Source organism: Paraburkholderia tropica (assembly GCF_914484835.1).
In the GTDB taxonomy this organism is placed as follows: Bacteria; Pseudomonadota; Gammaproteobacteria; order Burkholderiales; family Burkholderiaceae; genus Paraburkholderia; species Paraburkholderia tropica_A.
Genome location: NZ_CAJZAR010000101.1, coordinates 158,836 through 181,590 on the forward strand (window position 1 = coordinate 158,836; position 22,755 = coordinate 181,590).

The window sequence follows — 22,755 nt, forward strand, 5'->3', positions numbered from 1 at the left end:
CTGTTTTTATTTAGTTATGCTGCTGAACTTTCCGCTTCAGCCCGCTTGCGCGCGACTCGTCCGAGGACAGTGGCGAGCCCCGCCGTCACCGCGAGTGCGACGGCCAGGGCAATCAGTCCCGCGGTAAACGATCCGGTCATTTCCTTCACGACACCCACCATCGCCGGACCGGCAAAGCCCGCGCAATTGGCAACGGCGTTGATGAACGCGATGCAACCCGCCGCCGCCGCGCCCGAGAGAAACGTCGACGGAATGGCCCAGAGCGCGGTGCGCGCAATGTTCACGCCGATCATCGCGATCGTGATGCCCACGAGCGCGACGCCGACCGACTCCGACACAGCCGAGACCACGAAGCCCGCAGCCGCCACCGCCGCGCTCAGGGTCAGGCTCGCGGCATAATCGCGGCCCTTGTCCATCCACCGCGCCGCGACGATCATCGCCAAACCGGCGCACGCATAGGGAATGGTCGAGAGCATGCCCGTTCTGAACAGGCCCAGTCCTTCGCGGCTAATGATCTGCGGAAGCCACATGCCGATCCCGGTGATGCCCGTCGACAGCGTGAACAACGCGAGCGTGAGCAGGAGCACGCGCGGATCGGCGACCGCGCTGCGAAAGCTGCGCGTGCTGCCCGCCTTGACTTCGCTTTCCAGTTGGCGCACCAGCGCGGCGCGCTCCGCGTGGCTGAGCCACGTGGCGTCCTTCGGCGAATCGGAGAGCACGGCCCACGCCCAGATGCCCAGCACCGCGGCGGGCAAGCCCTGAGCGATGAACAGCCATTGCCAGCCCGCCAGCCCCATGAACGTGTCGATGCTCAGCAACGCGCCTGAAAGCGGTCCGCCGATCACGGAAGCCAGCGGAATTCCGAGCGTGAACCACGCGAGCACGCGCACGCGATAAGCGCGCGGAAACCACGAAGTGAGGTAGAACGCCACGCCGGGAAAAAATCCGGCTTCGGCCACGCCGAGTATCAGGCGCAGCCCGTAGAACGAGTGCGGACCGACCGCGAACGCGGTGGCGGCAGAAAGCACGCCCCACGACACCATGATGCGCGAGAGCCAGATCCGCGCGCCGAAGCGATGCAAGGCCAGATTGCTCGGCACTTCGCACACCGCATAGCTGAGAAAGAACAGCCCCGCGCCCCATCCGAATTGCGCCGACGTGAGCCCGAGCGCGTGGTTCATCGTCAAGGCGGCAAAGCCCACATTGATGCGGTCGAGATAGCTGAAAATATAGCCCAGCAAAAGCACCGGAAGCAGGCGAATCGAGGCCTTTCGCACGGCGCGCTCGCACAATTCAAGCTGCTCTTGCGCGCCTGGCGCAGACACGCCCAGGTTCGTATTCCCGGCTCCGGGAAGTGCATAAGACGAAGTCGGCTTCATCCTGTCTCCTCTATATAAATTTGTTTTGACGGCTAGAAGCGATAGAGGCGTGCCGCGTTATCGACGAGGATCTGGTGGCGCGTGGCCTCGTCGCGTGTCCATTCCAGCAGATAGTCGAACTGCTCGGCGTCGTCCGGTAACGATCTCGCTGCCGGGTGCGGCCAGTCGCTGCCCCATACGAGACGATCCGCACGATGTTCGACCAGCGCGCGGCCGATTTGCACGATGCTGTCGCGCGTCGCGTCGGTATCGTGATACGCGCCGCTGAGTTTCACCCAGGCGCGCCCGTTGTCCAGCAACGCGCAAAGCGAGCGCAACGCGGGCTGAGATGGGCCTTCGTTGAAACGTAGTCGTCCGAAATGATCGATCGTGACATCGCACGGCATGCGCGCAAGCGTCGGTGCGATCTCGGGCAGTTGCGCCCCGCCGACATGAATCTCCAGATGCCATCCGCGCTCGGCGAGCGCTGGCGCAAACGACACCGCATCGCGCAACGCGTCCTTGCCCGAACGCACGAGATTGAAGCGCAGGCCCACGATGCCGCCCGCGTCGAGTGCATCGAGGTGCGTCTCGCGCACAGGGCCGCTGGCGACCGCGATGCCTCTGGCCGACGTGCCCGCGCTCGCGATGGCGTCCAGCACGCAGGCGTTGTCGTTGCCGTAGGTCGAAGGCTGCACGAAGACGTTGCGCGTCGTGCCGAGTCGACGCTGCAAGGATCGATAGTCCTGGAGCGAAGCGGCGGGCGGCTTCAACTGCGCATCGGCGGCGACCGCGAAACGCGGCGAATAGACATGCATGTGGCAGTCGCACGCGAGATCCGGCGCCGCGACGCGCGCCGTGGCCGTTCCCGCCGAAAACGGCACGGCGCCGGGGCGTAATGCTTCTTGCTCGATCATGGTGCGATCGATTCGGTCGCAAGAACTCGGTGCGTCATCGGTGTCTCCGTGGTGTGTTTGCCGCCATTGTTCCGCCACGGATTCATAATGTCTATTGTTTAATTTTCAACAAAACATTCCCGATGGTTATACATTCGAAATCGCGCTCCGGCTGCCATCGTCCCTTTCCATCACAGACTATTCGGCGAACAGATCGGGACCGAACACCTCGTAATGGATTTTCGATTCATGAATGTCGAGCGCTTTCAATGCGTCGTGCTGAATGCGCATGAACGGAATGGGACCGCAAATGTAATAGTCCGCTTCGGGCAGCAAAATCTCATTGCGCAATGCGTTGAGGTCGATAAATCCCGGGTAATCGTAGTCGCTGCCTTGCACATCGGTATCGAGCGGCGCGTCATAGAAAATGATCGCCTTAAAGTTATTATGCGTGGCCGCCGTTCGACGCAGCCGGTCGCGCATCGCATGCACGGCGCTATTGCGCGCGCCGTGGATAAAGACGACTTGCCGCTGCGGGTCCTGAATCGCGCGCTTGAGCATGCTGACCATCGGCGTAAGACCGACGCCGCCGCTAATCAACACGATGGGCGTAGTGGCGTGAACATCGATAAAGAACGTGCCATACGGCGCGGCCAGTTTCACCTCGTCGCCGACATTGACATGATCGTGCAGCAACGACGACACATAACCCGGCCGTCGCGCGGCATCGCCGTCTTCGCGCTTAACCGATATCCGGTAGGTATGGCCGTTCGGAACATCGGAAAGACTGTATTGGCGAATCTGTTGCAGGCCGAGATCCGCAACATTCACCGCGATACTGATGTATTGGCCGGGTTCGAAATCGGCAACCGGCTTCCCGTCTTTCGGTTCGAGAATAAACGAGGTAATGACGCTGCTTTCCGGCCGCTTTTCCTTGACCACGAATGTCCGCCAGCCATTCCATCCGCCTGCTTGTGCGCTCCGTGATTCGCGTAATTCGCTTTCCATGCCCATCAGCACGTCGGCGAGATTGCCGTAAGCCTGCGCCCATGCGGAAATAATGTCCTCGGTCGCGGCGTCGCCGAGCACGTCTTTGATCGCGCCAAGCAAATGCTCGCCGACGATCGGATAATGCTCCGCCTTCACATCGAGACTCGCGTGCTTGTTGGCGATATTGCCGAGCACGGCCGCAAGACTGCTGGGGTCTTCGATATTCTCCGCGTAGGCATAGACTGCGCGCGCGAGCGCTTCCTGCTGCTGCCCCTGTTCCTGATGCGCCATATTGAACACATTCTTCAGTTCAGGATGCGCTTCGAATAGCCGCGTATAAAAACGGGTAATGATGGCTTTGCCGTGCTGGGCCAGCACCGGCGCGGTGGCCTTGACAATATCCTTCGTCTTTTGCGTGAGCATCCTGTTTCTCCTGGGTGGCGACAGGGTTCCGGGTTCGGCTTCGGCGCGGGAGGCCTGGCGATACGGCATTGCCCGCATCGCGCGCAGCCCCTCATGATCTCGCCATCGCGGCGCTTCGCCAAGGGCGTCCCGAGCACGCTCGACGTAAGGCGGCACTATTGGCGCGCCGATGCCGCCGATACCGCCGAAGCAATCACCGCCGACGCCACCGTCTTCCCCGCGTCGGGCGGCGACAGCGCGCCCGCACTGATGCCGCCGTGTCCAGCGCTCATGCTGTCGTTGCCGGCATCGTTTGCTTTCTTGCAGGCGCCGAGGGCCAGCCCGCACACGACGATCACCACCGCCCGTCGCACGATTCCGTCCATTTTCCACTCCCCATCGTCCAGGCGAAACGCGCCTGTTCCCTGCTTCACACGCCATTGCGCGCAGCCTGCGTTCCCGAATCGCGCAGCGAGACAGGTACGCAGCATGTGCATACATCACGGCATCCACCGCGCGCGCGACTAGCGAAGCGAGGCTCGATTGGGCTTTCTTGACTGCTGAGCAAGTGTGTTTTGATTGACCGTCTATTTACGCGTGACGGCCGGTCGGGCAGAGTCTCCCGGCTCACAAGAAAAACCAGACACCGTGAAATCACCGACCTTCCCTGACGACCGCGCGCCCTTACGCTCACCGACGCCAGACGCCTGGGTCACGCTCGCCTTGCATCTTCTCGGTGCCGACCTGTCCGGCGAACTCGCGATCGCCGATGTCGCAAAGTGCGTGCAAATGTCCAAGGCCCATTTCTTCGGCGCCTTCAGGGAGAAAGTGGGACACACGCCGCATCAATGGCGACTGAGGCAACGCATCGCCGCGGCGCAAAGCGATCTGGTCACGCTGCCGCTGAAAATGTCGGAAGTCGCGCAGAAATATGGCTTCAGCGATCAGGCGCACTTCAGTCGCGTGTTCAAGCAATTCGTCGGCGAATCGCCGTGCTCCTGGCGCTCGCGAATGAAGGCCACGCTTGCGGAACTGTCCTGCGAGCCGTTGGGCCTGCTTTAGTCCACAAAAAAATTCAGCGCGGTGACGACGACGCCACCGCGCGCCGTTTTCACGCCCTGGCATCGAACGGTCGAAAAGCTCAAAATGGTCGAAGCGCGGCCGAACTGGCTCCGGTCGCCAACCTTCGTTTCAGGACAGGAGGACGCTATGAAGACCGTCTATGTGATCAAGACCGGTGCGCAGTATCTCTACCACGCGGAAGATGGCGATATCGGCATGGCGCCGGAAATTGAAGGGGCCATGTCGTTTCCCTCGTACAAAGAAGCGGAACTGGCGGCGAGCCAGCACGCCGACCCGGGGTTCGAGATCGTGACCGTGAACGTCGACGAGCGCTAACACCGCGCGCGCGCCCGACGCCCGGCGACGTTTCCGAAAAACCCGCCCGAAAAATCACCGAGCCTCCCCCGCCCGCCGCGCGAGATGATCGACGACTCGCTGCGCTGCCGGTTGTAGCTGGTCGAAATTTCTGAAACACACGACAAAGCGGCGCTCCGCCCACGCATCGACGAGCGGGATCGTCTTCACCTTGAACACCTTCGTGTACGTCGTCGCCACTTCTTCCGGCACGACGCTGATGCCGAGCCCCGCCGCGACCACCCGGAATCCCGCATCGAAACTCGACACGATCACGCGATACGACAACGTCGTCCCTTCGCTGGCCGCCGCGCGTTGCAGCATCGAATGCACGGCGGTCGTCGGCGGCAGCCCCACGTGTTCATACGCGAAGGTTTCCCGAAACGCGATCGAGCGCTTGTTCGCAAGCGGATGGTCGGGATGCACCGCCAGCGCAAGACGATCACGACGGTAAGCGCGATGCTGCAATCCCTGCAGATCGACGTTGTCCCAACACACGCCGATGCTGGCGACGCCTTCGCGCAACTGCCGCACGAGATCGTGCGACTGGCGCTCCTCGACATCCACGCGGATGTTCGCATTGGCCGGCTCGCGCATGAATGACGCGACGTCGTCGAGCAGCGTTTCGGCGATCGCCGAGGCCGACGCGCACATGCTCACGCGGCCGCGCAATCCGCCGCCGAACGCCGCGACGTCGGTGCCGATCCGCTCGACCGTGAACAGCACCGTCCGCGCGTGTTCGAGCACCGCGAGGCCCGCGCCGGTCGGCGAGACGCCGCGCCGCGAACGTTCGAGCAGCGGCACGCCGAGGTCCGCTTCGAGTTGCGCGATCCGCTTGCTGATCGCCGAAGGCTCGATATGCGCCTCGTCGGCGGCCCGCGCGATGTTGTGGTGATCGCAGACGGCCACGAAAAGCCGCAAGGATTTCAGGTCGAGATCGCGCACCTTTTTGTCTCCTGTGACATTCCGGTTCGGAAGCACAACGCTTCCAGAATGCCGCTTTACTAGTTTTCGGGAATGTCTAAAGTTAGCACGACGCTGGCGATTCGACGACCGGCGAGTTTCCCGGAGACAGCTTTATGCCCCCTCTTCCTGTGCACGCCGTGATCCGCGAAGTCGGCCTTCGCGACGGCCTGCAAAGCCTTCAGCGCATCGTTCCGACCGAACAAAAAATCGAGTGGATTCGCGACGCGCACGCGGCCGGTCAACGCGAGATCGAAGTCGGCTCGTTCGTGCCCGCCCGCCTCCTGCCCCAACTCGCCGATACCGCCGAACTGGTCGCCTTCGCGAAGACGCTGCCGGACCTGTCGGTGTCGGTGCTCGTGCCGAATCTGAAAGGCGCCGAAAAGGCGTTCGAATCGCAAGCCGATCTGCTGCTCGTGCCGCTCTCCGCGAGTCGCGAACACAGTCTCGCGAATCTGCGCAAAACGCCCGACGAAGTGGTCGCCGAAGTCGCCCGCATCCGCGCCGTGCGCGACGCCTCGGGATCGAAGACGCTGATCGAAGGCGGCATCGGCACCGCGTTCGGCTGCACGCTTCAGGGCCACGTCGCGCCCGACGAGGTGCTGCGCTGCATGCAGGCGCTGCTCGATGCGGGCGCCGATCGCGTGAGCCTCGCCGATACGGTCGGCTACGCCGGGCCGCACGCCGTGCGCGACCTGTTCGCGAAGGCGCGCCGGATCGCGGGCGATCGTCTGTGGTGCGGGCACTTTCACGACACGCGCGGCCTCGCGCTCGCCAATGTCTACGCGGCGCTCGAAACCGGCGTGAACCGCTTCGACGCGACGCTCGCCGGTATCGGCGGCTGCCCGCATGCGCCGGGCGCGAGCGGCAACGCGTCGACCGAAGACCTCGCCTTCATGCTCGCCGACATGGGCATCGAAACGGGCCTCGACCTGCCCGCGCTGCTCGATCTGCGCGCGAAAGTGGCGCGCTGGCTCGACGGCGAAACCCTGCACGGCACGCTCTGGCGCGCCGGCCTGCCCAAAACTTTTGCGCGCGCGTCGACTCGCGCCGCGCTGACCGCCTGAGGAAACCGACATGGCCAACACCACGCGATTGCCGCTCGACGGCGTACGGGTGATCGAGTTCACGCACATGGTGATGGGACCGACGTGCGGCATGATCCTCGCCGATCTCGGCGCCGAAGTCATCAAGATCGAGCCGCCCGATGGCGACAAGACGCGCACGCTGCCGGGCCTCGGCATCGGCTTTTTCCGCTCGTTCAACCGCAACAAGAAAAGCGTCGTGATCGATCTCACCACGCCGGAGGGCCGCGAAACGGCCGCCGAACTGGCCGGGACCTGCGACGTGATGATCGAGAACTTCCGCCCCGGCCTGATGCAGAAAATGGGCCTCGACTACGACACGCTTTCGGCGCGCAATCCGCGCCTGATCTACGTCTCGCACAAGGGCTTCCTGCCGGGGCCGTACGAGAAGCGGCTCGCGCTCGACGAGGTCGTGCAGATGATGGGCGGCCTGTCGTACATGACCGGCCCCGCCGGGCGGCCGCTGCGCGCGGGCACGTCGGTCAACGACATCATGGGCGGCATGTTCGGCGCGATCGGCGTGCTGGCCGCGCTGCGCGAACGCGAATCGACGGGGCTCGGCCAGGAAGTGCAGAGCGCGCTGTTCGAGAACTGCGTGTTTCTCTCGTCGCAACACATGCAGCAGTTCGCGATGACGAACGAAGCGCCGCCGCCGATGCCGTCGCGCGTCTCGGCGTGGAGCGTCTACGACGTGTTCACGCTCGCCGGTGACGAGCAGCTTTTTATCGGCGCGGTGAGCGACAAGCAGTTCGTCACGCTGTGCGATGTGCTGCACTGTCCGCAACTCGCGCAGGAACCGCGGTTCGCGACCAACGCGCTGCGCGTCGCCGTGCGCGCGGAACTGCTGGCCCGTCTCGGCGACATCCTCAAGCATCGCCGCGTCGATGAACTCGCGCCCAGGCTCGAAGCCGCCGGCATTCCCTATGCGCCGATCGTGCGTCCCGATCAGCTGATGAACGATCCGCATCTGAAGGCGAGCGGCGGTCTCGTGCCGATGCAAACCGACGACGGCGGCACGACCGACGTCGTGCTGCTGCCGATCACGATGGGCGGCCGCCGTCCGGGCGTGCGCCAGGCGCTCGCGCGCGTCGGCGAACACACGCAGGAAATCCTTTCGCGGCTCAAGGCGCGGGTCAGCGCATGAGCCGCGCCGCGCGCAAAAACAGTCAGCCGCCATGACGGACTGACGCCTCACGCCATCCATGAGCATTCGTCAGAAATGCCATTTCTTGGAACATCAGGAGACATTCATGCAGCAGACCGTCCCCGCGGGCGCCGTCCCGCTCGTCCCGTCGTCCGTGCGCGTCGGCGTTCAGCCCGGCGCGGAAATCTCGGCGCGCATCGATCGCCTACCCATGACGCGGCATCTCTGGATGCTCGTCCTGCTGATTTCGCTCGGCGGCTTCTTCGAAATCTACGATCTGATTTTCACCGGCTATATCGCGCCCGGCATGGCGAAAAGCGGCGTGCTCGCCACGACGACGCACACGTTTTTCGGCTGGAACGGCATCGCGGGTTTCATCGCGGCGACCTTTGCCGGACTCTTTGTCGGGACGTTCTGCTTCGGCTGGCTGCCGGACCGCTTCGGGCGGCGCAGCGTGTTCACGATTTCGCTGCTCTGGTATTCGGTCGGCTCGGCGATCATGGCGTTCCAGACCTCGCCGGAAGCGCTGCTGTTCTGGCGCTTCGTCACTGGCATCGGCGTGGGCGTCGAGATCATCACGATCGACAGTTACGTCACGGAGCTGGTGCCGCAACACATACGCGGACGCGCGATGGCGTTCAACCAGATGGTGATGTTCGCCGCCGCGCCGGTCTCCGCGATCCTCTCGTACTGGCTCGTGCCGACCGCGCTGTTCGACATCGACGGCTGGCGCATTGTCGTGCTGGCGGGCTCGGCGGGCGCGCTCGTCGTCTGGTTCGTGCGGCGCGCGGTGCCCGAAAGTCCGCGCTGGCTCGCGTCGCATGGACGGCCCGAAGCGGCGGAGACGATCGTTGCGCGCATCGAGTCCGTCGTCGCCAGGCAATCGCGCGCGCCGCTGCCGACGCCGCATCCGGTCGTCGTGCAGCCCGAACATCGACGCGCGTCGTTCGCCGAACTGCTTCAGCCGCCGTATCGATCGCGTTTCCTGATGCTCGTCGTGTTCAATCTGTGCCAGGCGATCGGCTATTACGGCTTCGCGAACTGGGTGCCGACGCTGCTGATCGGGCAAGGCATCACGATCACGAAAAGCCTGCTTTATTCGTTCATCATCGCATTCGCGCTGCCGGTCGGGCCGATGCTCTCGATGCTCTACGCCGATCGCGTGCAGCGAAAGTGGCTGATCGTCGGCGGCGCGCTGGTCGTGATCGTGTGCGGGCTCGCGTTCGCGCAAACGCGCAACGTGACGATGCTGATCGCGCTCGGCGTGCTGATCAGCTTCGCGGGGCAGACGATTTCGGTGTGCTATCACGCCTATCAGGCCGAACTCTTTCCGACCGCGATCCGCTGCCGCGCGAACGGACTCGTCTATTCGGCGAGCCGCATCGGCGCGATGTTCTCCGGCTTCTTTATCGCGGCGCTGCTGCGGGACTTCGGCGTGGCCGGGGCGTTCACGGGCATCACGGGCTGCATGTGCGTGGTGGCCTTGTCGATCGGCCTGTTCGGTCCGCGCACGAACGGTATGCGGCTCGATGAACTGAATCATTGAAGGCGCGCCGCCAGCTAAGCTCGCCGGCGTGGGGCCGCGCGCGAACAGCGCGGCCAACGTGCCCCATCCGTCCGACAAAATCGCGCGGTTGGACGACGCCCCACAGGGGCTCGTCCATGAGTTTTTCTAATTAATCCACCGCCAAAGAATCGTTTGTTGTCCCCGTTTCCCGCTTCGATAATTTTCACCAATCCCAGCCCTCCGAGGGCCAAGGTGAAACGAGTCACGCGAACGTGCAACGGAGACAAAGACGATGAACGCCCCCACCGAAATCAAGTACTTCCCTCTCGCCCAGCTCCAGACGGTGCTCAATCCGATCGAGCAGGCCACCGGCCTCGGCAACGAGTTCTACACCAGCGATCAATACTTCCAGGTCGAGCGCGACGCCGTGCTCAGTCAGGACTGGGTGTGCGTCGGTTTCGCGGACGATCTCAAGACGCCGTCGAGCGTGCAGCCCGTCGACTTCATGGGTCTGCCGCTGCTCATCACGCGCAACCGCGAAGGCGCGCTGCAGGTGTTCCATAACGTCTGCAGCCATCGCGGCATGAAGCTGGTGCAGGAAGCCGGGGAAATTCAGGGCGTCATCCGTTGCCCGTATCACTCGTGGACCTACGACCTGAACGGCACGCTCAAGGGCACGCCGCACGTGGGCGGCATCAATCAGCACAAAGACGAGCGCGTGCCCTGCGAGAAGCACGGCCTGAAGGCGCTGCGCAGCCATGTCTGGATGGGCATGGTGTTCGTGAACCTCTCGGGCACCGCGCCCGATTTCGAGGAAGTCCTGCGTCCGCTGACCGAGCGCTGGTCCCAGTTTCTCGGCGACGACGGCAACGCGCTCATGCACGTGCCGCGCGAAGGCGGCGCCTGGCAGGTCGAGGTCAAGTGCAACTGGAAGCTCGCGGTCGAGAACTACTGCGAGGCGTACCACCTGCCCTGGGTGCATCCGTCGCTGAACTCGTATTCGCGCCTCGAGGATCACTACAACATCGCCTTCGCCGACCAGTTCGCCGGTCAGGGCAGCTACGCCTATAACCTCGCCGATGTCGAAGGCACGTCGCTGCCCACGTTCCCGTCCTGGCCCGCCGACCGCCTGCGCAACGCCGAATACGTCGCGCTGTTCCCGAACGTGCTGCTCGGCATCCAGGCCGACCACGCGTTCGCGATGATGCTGCAGCCGCTCGCCGCCAACCGCACGGTCGAGCATCTGCGTCTGCTGTTCGTCGGCCAGGATGCCGCCGACGCGCGGCAATACGAAGCCAGCCGACAGGCCGTGCTCAATGCGTGGCGCGTGGTGTTCTCGGAAGACATCGGCGCGGTGGAAGGCATGCAGGCGGGCCGCCAGTCGCCGGGCTTCAAGGGCGGCGTGTTCTCGCCCGAGATGGATCAGCCGACGCACTACTTCCATCAGTGGATGGCGCGCCGCGTGCTGGCCAACGGTCAGAACCAGGTGCAGGGGTAAGCCATGGAACGCTCGATCGGTCATCACTGGCTCAACTACATCGATGGCGAATGGGTCGATAGCCCGAACCGTCTGGACGTCGCCAATCCGGCCAACGGCGAGCCGTTCGCGAGCATCGCGCTCGCGAGCGCCGACGACGCCCAGCGCGCGCTCGACGCCGCCACACGCTGCGCCGCCAGCGGCGAACTCACCCGGCCGCGCCCCGCCGAGCGCGTGCGCTGGCTGCTGCGCATCGCCGACGAAATCCGCGCAGTGACGGAAGAAGGCGCGCGCATTCTGTGCCTCGAAAACGGCAAGCGTCTCGCCGACGCCCGCGACGAATTCGTCGAAGCCGCACGCTACTTCGAGTACTACGCAGGTCTCGCCGACAAGCTCGAAGGCATCTCGGTGCCGCTCGGCGACGCCTACGTCGACTTCACGCGCTACGAGCCGATGGGCGTCTCGGTGCAGATCGTGCCGTGGAATTTCCCGGTGTCGATCTGCGCGCGCTCGCTCGCCCCGGCGCTCGCGGCAGGCAACGCCGTCGTCGTGAAATCGCCCGAGCTTTCGCCGCTCGGCCTGTGCGTGCTGTTCGAAGCCATCGCGCGGGCCGGACTGCCGCGCGGCGCGGCGCAACTGCTGTGCGGTCTGGGCCGCGAGGTCGGCGCGCATCTGGCCGCCAGCCCGCAGACGAAGCAGATCGTCTTCACGGGCTCGGTCGCGACGGGCCGCTCGATCCTCGCCGCCGCCGCGCAATGGGCCACGCCCAGCGTGATGGAACTCGGCGGCAAATCGGCGGCCATCGTCTTCCCCGACTCGGACCGCGCGCAACTGCTCGCGAGCGTCAAGAGCGGCATCTTCTTCAATTCGGGGCAGGTCTGCTCGGCGATGTCGCGTCTCGTCGTGCATCGCGATATCTACGACGACGTCGTCGCCGACGTCGCGGAACTCGCGCGCGGCCTCGCCATCGGTCCCGGCGAACAGGACCCCGATCACACGCCGCTCATCAGCGGACAGCAGCTCGAACGTGTGGTCGCCATGTGCGAGGAGGCCATCGCCTCGGGCGCGCGCGCGGTCACGGGCGGCGCGCGCGTCGCCAACCGTTCGGGCTTCTATATGCAGCCGACCGTGTTCGCGGGCGTGAATCCCGGGATGACGATCGCCTGCGAGGAAGTGTTCGGCCCGGTGCTCAGCGTGATCCCCTTCGACACCGAAGAGGAAGCCGTCGCCATCGCCAACGGCACGCCTTACGGCCTCGTCGCGGGCGTGTTCACGCGCGACGTGAATCGCGCGCTGCGCTTCGCACGGCGTCTGCGTGCGGGCCAGGTGTTCGTCAACGAGTGGTACGCGGGCGGGATCGAAACGCCGTTCGGCGGCGTGGGCCTGTCCGGCTTCGGCCGCGAGAAAGGCCAGGAAGCGATCTACAGCTATGTGCAGACGAAAAACGTCGCGATCCGGGTTGCCGAAGGCTGAGAGGTGGGACGATGAAAAAGTGGCTCTGTATCATTTGCGGGCTCATTTACGATGAGGCCGAAGGCTGGCCCAAGGACGGCATCGCCGCCGGCACGCGCTGGGAAGACGTGCCCGAGGACTGGAAATGCCCGGATTGCGGCGTCGGCAAATCGGACTTCGAGATGATCGAGATTCGCGTGGCAGCGCCTGCCGTTGCGCCGGTTTCGCTTCAAGCCGCGGTTCAAGCCGCGCCCTCACCCGCGCCGGCCGCGCCCCGCCGCGATGGCCCGATCGTCATCATCGGTTCGGGACATGCGGGTTACAGCCTCGCGCAAGCGATCCGCAAACGCGATGCGAACGCTGAAATCGTGGTGCTCACGCGCGAATCGGGCGACCTGTATTCGAAGCCCGCGCTTTCGATCGCGACCTCGCAGGATCGCAGCGCCGAGGCGCTCATCAGCGAAACGCCGTTCGATATCGAGCGACGCCTGAAGATACGCATCTATCCACGCTGCGAAGTCGAGTCGATCGATGCCGGGGCACACGTGCTGCGCACCCGTTACGGTGCGATGCCGTATGCGAAGCTTGTGCTCGCGCTCGGCGCAAGCCCGATCAAGCTCGATGTCGCGGGCCGCAGCGACGCGCTGCTGAGCGTCAACAACCTCGACGATTACCGCCTGCTGCGCAGCCGGCTCGACGGCGTCTCGCGCGTCGCCATCATCGGCGACGGTCTGATCGGCTGCGAGTTCGCCAACGATCTCGCCAAACGCGGCCTGAACGTGAGCGTGATCGGCATCGGCAAATGGCCGCTCGAACGGCTCATGCCGAAGGAAGCGGGCAGCCATCTGCAAGACGCGCTCGCCGCGCTCGGCGTGACGTGGCATCTGCAGAACTCGGTGAAGGCCATCGAGGGCGCGCCCGGCGCGTGGTCGCTCCTGCTCGCCGACGGCGCGCGCGTCGAAGCGGACGTGGTGATCTCCGCCGTGGGCCTCGCGCCGAACGTCGCGCTGGCGGCGGCGTGCGGCGTCGATGTCGGACGCGGCATCCGCACCGACGCGCAACTGCGCACCAATGTGCCCGACATCTACGCGCTGGGCGACTGCGTCGAGATCGATGGCCGCCCCGCGCCCTATCTCGCGCCGATCAATCACGGCGTGGACGCGCTCGCGCGCACCTTGACCGGCCAGCCGACCGACGTGCTGTATCCACCGATGCCCGTGCAGGTGAAAACGCCCGCCGCGCCGCTGATGCTGTTGCCGCCTGCCGCGCCGGAAGGCGAATGGCGCATCGACGCCACCGAAGACGGCTTTAGCTGCGGCCACTTCGACAGCGCCGGCCAGATGCGCGGCTTCGCGCTGATCGGCCAGCACGCGCAAGCCCTGCGCGGCCGCTGGGTGGAACAGTGCCGCCCGGCTAACTAACGACCGAAATACGACAGAGCGCACATCATGAATCTGCCCCATGACGACAAGACCTGTGGCTGGTACGCCGCATTGCCGCCGCCGCAACCCGCGCGCCGCCTGAGCGGCCGCCAGAACGCCGATTACGCGGTGATCGGCGCGGGTTTCGCCGGACTCGCGGCCGCGCGCCGCCTCGCCGAACACGAACCCGACGCGCGCATCGTGCTGGTGGACGCGCAGCGCGTCGGCGAAGGTGCCTCGGGCCGCAATTCCGGCTTCGTGATCGACCTGCCGCACAAGTTCGCGCTCGAAAATCCCGATCCGCAATTCAAGCAGCGCCTGCTGCGCCTGAACCGCACGGCCATCGCGCAACTGCAATCGCTCGTGGACGAGCACGGCATCGCCTGCCAGTGGTCGCACGCGGGCAAGTACCAGGGCGCGGTCGGCGAACGCGGCCTCGCCTATCTCGCGCACTTCGAAAAGCTGATGACGGCGCTCGGCGAACCGTTCCACGCGGTCGAAGGCAAGGAGCTGGCGAAGGTGCTCGGCAGCACGCACTACAGCCGCGCGGTGTTCACGCCCGGCTGCTATCTGATGCAGCCCGCCGCGCTGGTGCGCGGTCTCGCACGCTCGCTGCCCGAGAACGTCGAACTGCTCGAAAACTCGGCGATCCAGCGCGTGGAGCGCGACGGCGCGGGCGGCTACGTGCTGCATGGCGCGGACGGCGAAATCCGCACGCCGCGCCTGCTGCTCGGCACGAGCATCTTCACGCGCGAATTCGGCTATCTGCACAACCGCCTGCTGCCGGTGATGACCTTCGCGAGCTGGACCGCGCCGCTCGACGCCGCGCAATGCAAGCGCTACAGCGGCACGTTCGACTGGGGTTTGACGCCCGCCGATCACGCGGGCACGACGGTTCGCATGACCCAGGATCGCCGCATCATCATCCGCAATACCTATAAGCACGTGCCGAAGTACGGCCGCAGCATCGACGACAGCACGCGCGACAGCATCCGCGCGGACCATCGCAAGGCCTTTCTCGCGCGCTTCCCCGATCTCGCCGATGTGCCGTTCACGCACACCTGGGGCGGCGTCTACGCCATCTCGCGCAACTTCACGAACTTCTTCGGCCAGCTCGAAGACGGCGTGTTCGCCTCGGCGTGCGATAACGGCGTGGGCGCGGCATGGGGCACGATCTCCGGCACGCTGCTCGCGGACCAAGCCGTGGGCGCGACGTCCTCGCTGCTCGACGACATTCGCTCGGTCACCGGCATGCCCTCGCTCAATCCGCCCGAGCCGTTCCTCGGCATCGGCGTGCGCACGCGGATTCGCCTCGCGGCCTGGAACAGCCGGGCGGAAGTATGAGCGCCATGCGCGAGGAAGCCGAAGCGCAGGCGGCGACCGGCGTGCGGCTCGTCGATCACGCCGATCTGGGCTTCGTCGTGCGCGGCGGCCCGCCCGGCGCCGCGTACGTCGCGCGAGCCTTGAGCGATGAGGTTTCGCCGAATCTGGGCGTCGGCTTCGCGCGCTGGGAGGGCGCGCAAGTCAGCTGGACGACGCTCTACGAAGAGGTGATCTTCACGATCGAAGGCTGCCTGGAAGTCACCGTGAATGACGAGTTGCACCGGGTGAAACCGGGCCAGATGTTGTGGATCCCGAAGTGCACCGCGCTGGTCTACTCGGGCTTCGCGCTGTTCGGCTACGTCGTCTATCCCGGCGACTGGAAAAAGCGTTGCGACGAGGCCTGCCCGGACAACCGGGCGGACTGCGCGCAGCCCCGCTGAACGCACGACACGCGGGGCGTTCGCCGCCCCGCCGTGACTTGACGCCGCATGGCGTTAAGGCACAATTTCAGGTCTGAAGACACGCTCGACAGAGCCGCTCAGACCTGAAAGCGCGATCAATCGCGCATAGAGATATATAAAGCAGTCCCCGGAGACAAGTTTTCCCATGAGGATCCAGCCACTGCCACCCTTCAAGGCACTGGTCGCGTTCGAAGCGACCGCACGCCTTGGCAGTTTCACACGCGCCGCCGACGAGCTCAATGTCACGCAGGGCGCGATCAGCCGGCAGATTGGTCTGCTCGAAGACCTCCTTGGCGCTCACCTGCTCGACCGCACGACGCGCTCGGTGCGGCTCACGCCCACGGGCGAACAGTATTTCCAGTCGTGCAGGGAAGCCCTGCTCTCGCTCGCAGACGCCACGCAACTGATCAAACGCTGGCACGGCGATCAGCAGGTGACGGTCGCGACCAGCACCGCGCTCGCGTCGATGTGGCTGCTGCCGCGAATTCCCGAATTCAACGAAAGCCATGAAGGCATCGACCTGCGCATCGTCGCCTACGATCACGTCAAGGACTACCGCAAGCTCGAATGCGATCTCGCGGTGTACTACTGCAAGAGCCCGCCCGAATACATCAAGTACACGCCCATCTGCAACGAGGAAATCTTCCCCGTATGCAGTCCAGCCTATCTCGCGCGCCACGGCGCGCTCAATCGCCCGGAAGATCTCGCCTCATGCACGTGGCTCTGGCTCGACGACTCCGAACGCGACTGGGTCACCTGGGGCGAGTGGTTCCGCCGCAGCGGCCTCGCACCCGTCACGCCCCGCAACAAGATCAACCTCAACAACTACTCGATGGTGATTCAGGCCGCGCTGAGCGGCCAGGGCGTGGCGCTGGGCTGGCGCAACCTCATCGATCCCTATCTGAAAGACGGCACGCTCGTGCGCCCCATCGCCGAAACGCTGCAGACGGAGGGGCAATTTCTCGTGCTCGAACCGACCGGCCCGCACGAGCGGCGCAAGAGCGTCGGAAGCTTCCGGGAGTGGCTGCTTTCGTTACGCTAGGCGATTAAAAAAGCCCTCTAAAACAGGCAACTTTCATCGAATTTCGCATTCTGGACGCCCGCTTGCCGGGCGCGCTTCGTCACGTCTGGACGACGTGTCTTCTATGATAAAAATTGATGAATTCACGCACGAAATATCGTTTGTCCAGGCGCGCCGACTTCCACACACTGCTTCATGAAGTTCACGCGGATCGAGGCTAAAAGAACCGGCTAATACTCAAACCGGACCGGCCTCACTTCCCACAAAACATCAGGAGACAGCATCGTGCCCAAAAGCATTCCTCATACTTCATCGGTCGCCGGACAGAAAGCGCCCGCGCTCGCCGGCAAGCATCGCCGCTTCATCGCCAGACTGACGCTGCTGATCGGCGGCGGCATGTTTATCGACGGCTTCATTCTCGGCTGCATCGGCATCGTCATGCCGGCCATTACCGCCGACCTGCATCTCTCGCTTGCGTGGCAAGGGCTGATCGGCGCATCGGCGCTGATCGGCATCTTCGTCGGCGGGCCGCTCGGCGGCTGGCTCGCCGACCGCGTCGGCCGCAAGCCGATGTTCACGATCGACCTCGCGATCTTCCTGGTCGGCTCCGTGGCGCAGTTCTTCGTCAACGAGCCGTGGCAACTGTTCGTCGTACGGATACTGATGGGTATCGCGATCGGCGCGGACTATTCGATCGGCTGGCCGCTGCTCGCGGAATTCGCACCGGCGCGCCTGCGCGGCAAGCTGCTCGCGCTGCTCGAACTCGCATGGTACGTGGGCTATCTCGTGTCGTATGCGCTGGGCTGGATGCTGACCGAATCGAACGCGGCAGGTTGGCACGTGATTCTGGGGCTGAGCACGATTCCCACGGTCATCGTGTGCCTGATGCGTCTGGGCACGCCCGAATCGCCGCGCTGGCTGATGAGCCGTGGCCGCCGCGAAGAAGCCAAGGCCCTGGCCGCTGAACATATGGGGCACGAGGAACAGCTCGACCTGCATGCGCAAACCGCGACCGGCGCGCAAAGCTTCAGCCGCCTGTTCTCCGCCGACTACATCAAGACGACGATGTTCGTGTCGATCTTCTGGGTCTGCAACGTGACGCCCTACTTCGCCATCGGCGCGTTCGCCCCGGTCGTACTGCAAAAGCTCGGGCTCAAGGAAGGTTTGACGGGCGGCCTCGCGCTCAATGGCGTCGCGGTGCTCGGCACGCTCATCGCGGTCGTGCTGATCGAGCGTGTGGGCCGCCGCAAGCTGGGCGTGCCGCCGTTCTTCATCTCGGCGCTGGCGCTCGTATGCGTGGCCCTGTTCTCGCATGCTTCCTCGACGCTGATCCTCGTGTGCTTCTTCACCTTCTCGCTGTTCAACGCGATCTCGACGACGCTGTGCGGCGTATATCCGGGCGAAGTGTTTCCGACGGAGATTCGCGGCATCGGTGTGGGCTTCGCGACGGCCTTCTCGCGCATCGGCGCAGCGGCGGGCACCTTTCTGCTGCCGCTTATCATTGGCTCGTATGGCGTGGGCACCGCGATGATGATCGCCGCGGGTATCAGCCTCTTTGGCGGTCTCGTGTCGTATGTGCTGGCGCCGGAAACGCGCGGCAAGCTGCTCAGTGAAGCATCGGCGCCTGCTCGCAAGATGAATTCGCTCGCAACGCCGGGCGAACTGAAATCGGCGCGATAGGCATCTGTTTGTGGCGGCGATGCATCGGTATCGCCGCCATTTTTCCAAATGCACGATCCATCAGGATGCCGAATCAATGAGTCTTTCGTCTATGCACGCCGTCGCCCCTCGCAAGATCGGCCCTGCTCTCTCGCTCGCCCGCTCGCCCGTCGAGCAGGCTGGCGCGATGAGCATGCTCGCCCTCGGCCCCGACAAGGACACACTCGACGCCTGGCAAGCGGCCGGCCTCGCGCTGCCGGATCTGCCCGAGATGCGCCGCTACCGGCTCGCGCGCGTGCGCGAGCAGCTGATCGCGCACGACTATGCGGGCATCGTGCTCTACGACCCCGTGAACATCCGCTATGCCACCGACAGCAGCAACATGCAGGTCTGGACACTGCACAACGCCTGCCGATATGCGTTCGTCCCCGCGCAAGGCCCGGTCATCCTCTGGGAATTCGACCATTGCGATTTCCTCAGCGATCACACCGACTCCGTCGACGAAGTTCGCCCCTGCGTGCCGTGGTTTCACTTTTCCGCAGGCAATCGCGTCCACGAACAGGTGGCGCGCTGGGCCGATGAAATCGCCGCGGTCGTGCGGCAGCATGGCGGCGGCAACCGGCGGCTCGCGTTCGACCACTGCGACGCCGAAGGCGTGGCGGCGCTGGAGCGGCACGGCATCGACATCCAGAGTGGCGAAGCGTTGATGGAAGAAGCGCGGCGCATCAAATGCGAGGACGAAATCCGCGCAATGCGCTGCGCGATCCACGCTTGCGAAGCCGGTATCGACGTCATGCGCGGACATCTGAAGCCTGGCATCACGGAACAGCGCCTCTGGAGCTATCTGCATGCCGAGAACATCGCGCGCGGCGGCGAGTGGATCGAGACGCGCCTGCTGGCCTCGGGGCCGCGCTGCAACCCGTGGTATCAGGAGTGCAGCAGCCGCTTGATCGAAGAAGGCGACCTCGTGGCCTTCGATACCGATCTGGTCGGCAGCTATGGCTTCTGCGTGGATACCTCGCGGACCTGGTTGTGCGGCGACGCGGCGCCGACTGCGCAGCAGCGCGACATTTACCGGCTCGCGTACGACCAGGTGCAGGCGAATATCGACTTGCTGCGCCCCGGCTTGACGCATCACGATTTGAGCCATCGCGCCGTGTGCTATCCGTCCGAAGCGTTTCGCCATTACTCGTGTCTTTATCACGGCGTCGGGCTGTGCGACGAAGCGCCGAATATCTATTTTCCCGAGTCGTGGGACGCCTGGGGTTATGACGGCGTGATCGAGCCCGGAATGGTGCTGTGCGTCGAGAGCTACGTAGGGCGCGTCGAAGGCGGGCCGGGCGTGAAGCTGGAGGAACAGGTGCTGATCACCGAAACCGGTCACGAGGTGCTCACCCGTTATCCATTCGAGGAGCGGCTGCTGGGCTAATGGATGCGCGACTTCAATACTAAAAACCATCGTCAATCGACATCATCATGACCACCGCTGATTTGATCGGGATTTTCGGCGTCATCTGCTATCAGATCGCCTACGCGGGTTTGCAACTTGGATTTCTGCACAGCGAGGATCGCAGGTATCTCGCCCTCAATCTATTGGGTCCTTGTTGCCTGCTTTATTCGCTGCTGTTTCACTTCAATCTCGCAGCGGCCGTCAGTCAGATACTTTGGCTGGTCTGGAGTGTGATTGGAACCCGGAAAATCGTGCTCGCGCAGCGCCGGGCGTCCGTTACGGTGGTCCGCAATGCGCTTGCCACGGCGGAGTGCGCCGTGCCCGTGGCGGGCGCGGACCTGCAGATCGCTCCAGCGTTAAAGGCTGCCGACGATACGCTTGAGGAGGCGACACGCAGGTTCCCCTAGCGAACGCAGCGGCTGACACGCGCCGGTCGGACTTTCAAGCCCAACCGCACGATTCACGTGCAGCCCTGCGATTCGCCGCATTCCCACCGCGAAGTCCCGCCGTTACCTCCGCTCCATCAACCGCCGATCCAGGTTCATCGCGCCGATCCCGGCGCGACCAGACCGCGACGCGGAATCGGCGTGGAGAACACAATCGACGTGCGGGTTTCGCCATAGCCGTTGATCGTGGCGAGAAAGCGTTCGAGCTGTTCGAGGCTGCGGGACACCACGGTCACGACATAGGAATCGGCGCCCGCGACATGATGACATTCGAGCACTTCGGGCGCGCGGCGCAACTTGTCGAGAAAGGCTTTCTTGCCGGGCTGCTGCACCGTGATGCCGACGATGGCCCGAACCGGATAACCCGCCAGCGCTGGATCCACTTCCGCGCCCACCGAACGGATTACGCCGGCTTCCTGCAGGCGTTTGAGCCGCTCCACCGTGGCGGGCACCGACAGGCCCGCCGCGAGCGCCAGCGTCTTGAGCGGCGCGCGGCCATCTTCCTGAAGCGCCATCAGCAGCGCCCAGGCCTTGGTATCGAGTTGCAGGGATTCGGACATAACGGGCTTTGACCTGAAAAATCGAAAGTGAAATCGATTTTCGCTTCACCTTTTATTCTGTGCAAGCCAGCGGCTTGAGCCGAAAATTTCCGGCATGGAAACCCTGCTCCCCACCTCGCTCCCCCTCCTCTTCGGCCAATCGCTGCTGCTTGGGCTGTCGATTGCCGCGCCTGTCGGCCAGATCGGCTTGCTGGCCATCCAGCGCACACTCGACCACGGCCGCCTCGCGGGACTCGCCACCGGGCTCGGCGCCGCATGCGCCGATGCCGTCTACGGCGCCATCGGCGCGTATGGCATCACCGGTCTGATTGCCTGGCTGCTCGGCCTGAAGCTCTGGTTGAGCCTGTTCGGCGGCGGCTTTCTGCTGTGGCTGGCCTGGCGCATCGCGACCCAAAGCGCGGCGCGCAGCAGCAGCGTCCACGCACCGGCGGGCAAGCTCATGCGCTACGTGGCCGGCACGTTCATGCTGACGCTCTCGAACCCGACCACCATCCTCTCGTTCATGGCGCTGTTCGCGGCGCTCGCGGGGCACGCGCCTTCGTCGTCGCCGTGGGTCATGGTCGCCGGCGTGCTGATGGGCTCGGCGCTCTGGTGGCTGATCCTGTCCATCGGCGTGGGCTATTTGCGCGATCGTTTCGACGCGCGCTGGCAACGCGCCGTCAATCTCAGCTCGGCCGCGCTGCTGGGCGCGCTCGGACTGTGGCAGCTAGGTCAACTGATCATCTGATGCATCGCCCCTCTGCACGCGGCCATTCAACTTGCACGCAGATAGTCCCCCAGAAAATCGATAAACGTCCGCAGCTTCGCCGAAAGCCGATGCCGTTCGAGATAAATCGCATGAATATCGGCGTTGGGCAGCGTCCACGCGCCGAGCAAAGGCACGAGCGCACCGCTCTCGATCGGCCCGCGCAACTCCCACTCTGAACGCACGACGATGCCGCGTCCGTCGAGCGCCCATTGCAGCGCCGCGCCGCCGTCGTTCGTCGACAGCGCGCCGTTCACCTTCACCGTTTCCGTGCGCTTGCCGCGCGAGAAATGCCAGGTGCCATACGCCGATTCGTTCTCGCGCAGCACGATGCACGCATGCCGCGCGAGGTCGTGCGGCGTCGCGGGCGTTCCATTGCGCTGTAAATAAGCGGGCGACGCGCAGGCCATGCGCCGGTTCGCCAGCAGCAGACGCGCATTCACGCGTGCATCGGGCGCCTCGCCGAAGCGGATGCCCACATCGAAACCCTCCTCCTGAAGATTCAGCGGCCGGTCGGTCAGATGAAGCTGAATCTGCATCGCCGGATAACGCTCGACGAATGCCGAAATGGCCGGCGCGATATACGCGCGCCCGAAACCGAACGACGCATTCACGCGCAGCATGCCAGTCGGCTCGCCGCGTCCGCGCCCGACGAGTTGTTCGAGTTCGGAAAGCTCATCGAGTATGCGCGAGCCGTTCGCGAGATACAGCTCGCCCTCCGGCGTCAGGCTCAAACGGCGCGTGGTGCGGTTCATCAGACGCACGCCGAGCCGCCGTTCGAGTTGCGCGAGGCGCTTGCTCACAGCAGGCGGCGTCACGCCGATTTCGCGCGCCGCCGCCGCGAGATTGCGATGCCGCGCGACGAGCGCGAAAAGATTCAGGTCGGAAAAACCGTCCATGACTCACGAGTCCTTTGTGCAATTACGCGGCCCCGAATCGCGTGAGACAGGCTCGGCGATTCGTTCCGTCAGGTTACGAC

General features: G+C 64.6%; 22 protein-coding genes. 15 read left to right on the forward strand and 7 right to left on the reverse strand.

The features are described 5' to 3' along the window. Positions 1 to 14: 14 nt before the first annotated feature. The 4 genes from LDO54_RS36230 to LDO54_RS36245 all read right to left on the reverse strand — a co-directional run bounded on the left by LDO54_RS36230 (position 15) and on the right by LDO54_RS36245 (position 4,032). Positions 15 to 1,277 (reverse strand): MFS transporter, encoded by a 1,263-nt coding sequence (locus LDO54_RS36230; protein WP_224017506.1) that lies wholly within the window; start codon positions 1,275 to 1,277, stop codon positions 15 to 17. A gap of 134 nt (positions 1,278 to 1,411) precedes the next feature. Beyond that, the gene (locus LDO54_RS36235) at positions 1,412 to 2,275 is read right to left on the reverse strand and encodes an amidohydrolase family protein (RefSeq protein WP_224017508.1); all 864 of its coding nucleotides are present in this window, start codon (positions 2,273 to 2,275) and stop codon (positions 1,412 to 1,414) included. 177 nt (positions 2,276 to 2,452) lie between these two features. Further along, on the reverse strand, positions 2,453 to 3,667 hold the full coding sequence (gene hmpA, locus LDO54_RS36240; RefSeq protein WP_224017837.1) for an NO-inducible flavohemoprotein: 1,215 nt from the start codon (positions 3,665 to 3,667) through the stop codon (positions 2,453 to 2,455). 155 nt (positions 3,668 to 3,822) lie between these two features. Beyond that, positions 3,823 to 4,032 (reverse strand): hypothetical protein, encoded by a 210-nt coding sequence (locus LDO54_RS36245; protein WP_224017510.1) that lies wholly within the window; start codon positions 4,030 to 4,032, stop codon positions 3,823 to 3,825. Between the two features lie 262 nt (positions 4,033 to 4,294). Here LDO54_RS36245 and LDO54_RS36250 point away from each other — a divergent pair, with 262 nt between their 5' ends. Further along, positions 4,295 to 4,708 (forward strand): helix-turn-helix transcriptional regulator, encoded by a 414-nt coding sequence (locus LDO54_RS36250; RefSeq protein ID WP_224017512.1) that lies wholly within the window; start codon positions 4,295 to 4,297, stop codon positions 4,706 to 4,708. 147 nt (positions 4,709 to 4,855) lie between these two features. Further along, on the forward strand, positions 4,856 to 5,044 hold the full coding sequence (locus tag LDO54_RS36255) for a hypothetical protein (protein WP_224017514.1): 189 nt from the start codon (positions 4,856 to 4,858) through the stop codon (positions 5,042 to 5,044). 54 nt (positions 5,045 to 5,098) lie between these two features. Here the strand turns inward: LDO54_RS36255 and LDO54_RS36260 are convergent, their stop codons facing one another. Beyond that, on the reverse strand, positions 5,099 to 6,007 hold the full coding sequence (locus LDO54_RS36260; protein WP_224017516.1) for a LysR family transcriptional regulator: 909 nt from the start codon (positions 6,005 to 6,007) through the stop codon (positions 5,099 to 5,101). Between the two features lie 134 nt (positions 6,008 to 6,141). On the opposite strand from LDO54_RS36260, the gene LDO54_RS36265 reads away from it, so the two are divergent. From LDO54_RS36265 to LDO54_RS36325, 12 genes are all read left to right on the forward strand, one after another. Beyond that, complete coding sequence (locus LDO54_RS36265) at positions 6,142 to 7,092, forward strand: hydroxymethylglutaryl-CoA lyase (RefSeq protein ID WP_224017518.1); 951 nt, start codon at positions 6,142 to 6,144, stop codon at positions 7,090 to 7,092. A gap of 10 nt (positions 7,093 to 7,102) precedes the next feature. Next, positions 7,103 to 8,254, forward strand: coding sequence for a CaiB/BaiF CoA transferase family protein (locus tag LDO54_RS36270; protein WP_224017520.1), 1,152 nt, complete (start codon positions 7,103 to 7,105; stop codon positions 8,252 to 8,254). A gap of 106 nt (positions 8,255 to 8,360) precedes the next feature. Further along, positions 8,361 to 9,800, forward strand: a complete 1,440-nt coding sequence (locus LDO54_RS36275; protein ID WP_224017522.1) for an MFS transporter — start codon at positions 8,361 to 8,363, stop codon at positions 9,798 to 9,800. A 253-nt stretch (positions 9,801 to 10,053) separates the two neighbouring features. Continuing rightward, positions 10,054 to 11,259 carry an aromatic ring-hydroxylating oxygenase subunit alpha gene (locus LDO54_RS36280; RefSeq protein WP_224017524.1) on the forward strand — a complete coding sequence of 402 codons (1,206 nt, stop codon included), beginning with the start codon at positions 10,054 to 10,056 and terminating at the stop codon, positions 11,257 to 11,259. Positions 11,260 to 11,262: 3 nt separating this feature from the next. Continuing rightward, positions 11,263 to 12,711 (forward strand): aldehyde dehydrogenase family protein, encoded by a 1,449-nt coding sequence (locus LDO54_RS36285; RefSeq protein ID WP_224017526.1) that lies wholly within the window; start codon positions 11,263 to 11,265, stop codon positions 12,709 to 12,711. A gap of 11 nt (positions 12,712 to 12,722) precedes the next feature. After that, the gene (locus LDO54_RS36295; protein ID WP_290371178.1) at positions 12,723 to 14,111 is read left to right on the forward strand and encodes an FAD-dependent oxidoreductase; all 1,389 of its coding nucleotides are present in this window, start codon (positions 12,723 to 12,725) and stop codon (positions 14,109 to 14,111) included. A gap of 27 nt (positions 14,112 to 14,138) precedes the next feature. After that, positions 14,139 to 15,455: an NAD(P)/FAD-dependent oxidoreductase gene (locus LDO54_RS36300; protein ID WP_224017528.1), complete on the forward strand. Its 1,317-nt coding sequence runs from the start codon at positions 14,139 to 14,141 to the stop codon at positions 15,453 to 15,455. A 5-nt stretch (positions 15,456 to 15,460) separates the two neighbouring features. Next, positions 15,461 to 15,874, forward strand: a complete 414-nt coding sequence (locus LDO54_RS36305) for an ethanolamine utilization protein EutQ (RefSeq protein WP_224017530.1) — start codon at positions 15,461 to 15,463, stop codon at positions 15,872 to 15,874. 166 nt (positions 15,875 to 16,040) lie between these two features. Next, positions 16,041 to 16,937 (forward strand): LysR substrate-binding domain-containing protein, encoded by an 897-nt coding sequence (locus tag LDO54_RS36310; RefSeq protein WP_224017532.1) that lies wholly within the window; start codon positions 16,041 to 16,043, stop codon positions 16,935 to 16,937. A 264-nt stretch (positions 16,938 to 17,201) separates the two neighbouring features. Further along, on the forward strand, positions 17,202 to 18,596 hold the full coding sequence (locus LDO54_RS36315; RefSeq protein WP_224017535.1) for an MFS transporter: 1,395 nt from the start codon (positions 17,202 to 17,204) through the stop codon (positions 18,594 to 18,596). A 76-nt stretch (positions 18,597 to 18,672) separates the two neighbouring features. Beyond that, a complete protein-coding gene (locus LDO54_RS36320) occupies positions 18,673 to 20,004 on the forward strand; it encodes a M24 family metallopeptidase (protein ID WP_224017537.1) in 1,332 nt (443 codons plus the stop codon). Positions 20,005 to 20,051: 47 nt separating this feature from the next. Further along, positions 20,052 to 20,432, forward strand: coding sequence for a CBU_0592 family membrane protein (locus LDO54_RS36325; protein ID WP_224017539.1), 381 nt, complete (start codon positions 20,052 to 20,054; stop codon positions 20,430 to 20,432). Positions 20,433 to 20,566: 134 nt separating this feature from the next. Here the strand turns inward: LDO54_RS36325 and LDO54_RS36330 are convergent, their stop codons facing one another. After that, positions 20,567 to 21,031: an Lrp/AsnC family transcriptional regulator gene (locus tag LDO54_RS36330; protein ID WP_224017541.1), complete on the reverse strand. Its 465-nt coding sequence runs from the start codon at positions 21,029 to 21,031 to the stop codon at positions 20,567 to 20,569. Positions 21,032 to 21,125: 94 nt separating this feature from the next. Here LDO54_RS36330 and LDO54_RS36335 point away from each other — a divergent pair, with 94 nt between their 5' ends. Then, positions 21,126 to 21,758 (forward strand): LysE/ArgO family amino acid transporter, encoded by a 633-nt coding sequence (locus tag LDO54_RS36335; protein ID WP_224017543.1) that lies wholly within the window; start codon positions 21,126 to 21,128, stop codon positions 21,756 to 21,758. A gap of 26 nt (positions 21,759 to 21,784) precedes the next feature. On the opposite strand, the gene LDO54_RS36340 is transcribed toward LDO54_RS36335, so the two are convergent. After that, on the reverse strand, positions 21,785 to 22,675 hold the full coding sequence (locus LDO54_RS36340) for a LysR family transcriptional regulator (protein WP_224017545.1): 891 nt from the start codon (positions 22,673 to 22,675) through the stop codon (positions 21,785 to 21,787). Positions 22,676 to 22,755: the final 80 nt, after the last annotated feature.